This is a genomic window from Okeania sp. SIO2F4 (assembly GCF_010672385.1).
In the GTDB taxonomy this organism is placed as follows: domain Bacteria; phylum Cyanobacteriota; class Cyanobacteriia; order Cyanobacteriales; family Microcoleaceae; genus Trichodesmium.
Map to the genome: position 1 here is coordinate 1 of NZ_JAAHGT010001379.1, position 1,565 is coordinate 1,565.

Below are 1,565 nucleotides of genomic sequence, written 5' to 3' on the forward strand. Positions count from 1 at the left end.
TAAGTAACCTTGACGATCAAAAAATCCTAAATCATCCGTTGCTAAATTTTCAGAATTATTAAATATGTTGGGATAATACCCTAACTTAAAGAACTAGCTTTGATAATAATATTACCAATTTGATTGTGACCTAATATCTCTCCACTATCACTTTGAACAATAATTTTAGCGTGAGGTAATACTTGACCGTTACTATTATTTCCTGCCAAAAAATCTTCTGGTTTAAGAGTCGCAACTTGGGAAGCAGTTTCTGTCATTCCATAAGTTGGAGCTAATTTAATCTGATATTTTCTTGCTGCATCAAATAATTCTTCCCAAGCAGCGGCACCACCTAAAAGCACTGTCTGAAAATTTGATAACCAATTAGCTATTTCTGCATTTTGCAGTAAATTTTGTAACTGAGTTGGTACTAGGGAAATAAAAAATTCATTGGAATTAATATTCCATTCCTTTTTATCAAAAATATCTTTATAGGATGACAAATTTACTAAATTTCCCCCAGTGGTAAAGGAACGCATAAACTGCATTAAACCACTAACATGATATAGAGGTAAAACACAAAACGAATTAATTTGTTGTACTTGGAAATATTCTTGGAAACCTCTAACCGATGACATTAAAGTTTCCCATGTATGAATAGCAAATTTAATTTTTCCAGACGACCCACCAGTAGGAATCATAATTAAATTTTGTTCATTAGGCAGAGTTTTTTTACAGGGATTATCTCTAGGCGACCTAGATATTTTTTCTAAACTCCCTCCTAAAAATTTATGGTTAAGGATATTTCCCAAAATTATGTCTGGTTGTACTAATTTTAAAACTTGTTCCCATTCCAGTTTTCCCCAGTTAGGATTGCATAAAAATACTTGGCAACCGGCACCGATAGCAGCAATAAAACTGGTAATAAATTCTGTTGGTTTTGGTTCTGATATTAATACTTTGCTTGGAGTTTCTGGATTTGCTATTTTGATTAAGTCAGTAAACTTTGACTCTGCAAGACAAGAAAATTCACTATCAGTAAAGAAGTTGCTATCTCTTTTGAGTTGGTATTTTTTTAGGTAGTTAAAAATTTGATTCATAAATTAGTATTGAGAAAATTTTGTCGGCAAAATTAGCTGAGTCGCAAAATATTTCATCTCCCACAACTATATAGATAAAGTTCGACTCGCTCCCACAGATACAGACTATAAATTTTCTACTTCTGCCTGAATTTTCTCTCAAACCAGAGAAGATTTTTTCGGCAAAATTTCCCAGAGTCGCAAAATATTTCATCTGCCATAACTATATAGATAAAGTTCGACTTCCTCAACCAGATACAGACTATAAATTTTTACTTCTGCCTAAATTTTCTCTGAGACCACAGAAAGATTTGCCAGAAAAATTAGCTGAGTCGCAAAATATTTCATCTCCCACAACTATATAGATAAAGTTCGACTCGCTCAACCAGATACAGACTATAAATTTTTACTTCTGCCTAAATTTTCTCTGAGACCACAGAAAGATTTGCCAGAAAAATTAGCTGAGTCGCAAAATATTTCATCTCCCACAACTATATAGATAAAGTT

At 32.7% G+C, this 1,565-nt stretch carries 1 protein-coding gene; it reads right to left on the reverse strand.

Annotation, left to right across the window (positions count from 1 at the left end):
* Positions 1 to 80: 80 nt before the first annotated feature.
* Positions 81 to 1,079, reverse strand: a complete 999-nt coding sequence (locus tag F6K22_RS40580) for an AMP-binding protein (RefSeq protein ID WP_293110795.1) — start codon at positions 1,077 to 1,079, stop codon at positions 81 to 83.
* Positions 1,080 to 1,565: the final 486 nt, after the last annotated feature.

What these genes read in the sequence shown, in the direction of transcription:
- F6K22_RS40580 (WP_293110795.1), bottom strand. Translation starts at nt 1,079, where the DNA reads ATGAATCAAATTTTTAACTACCTAAAAAAATACCAACTCAAAAGAGAT.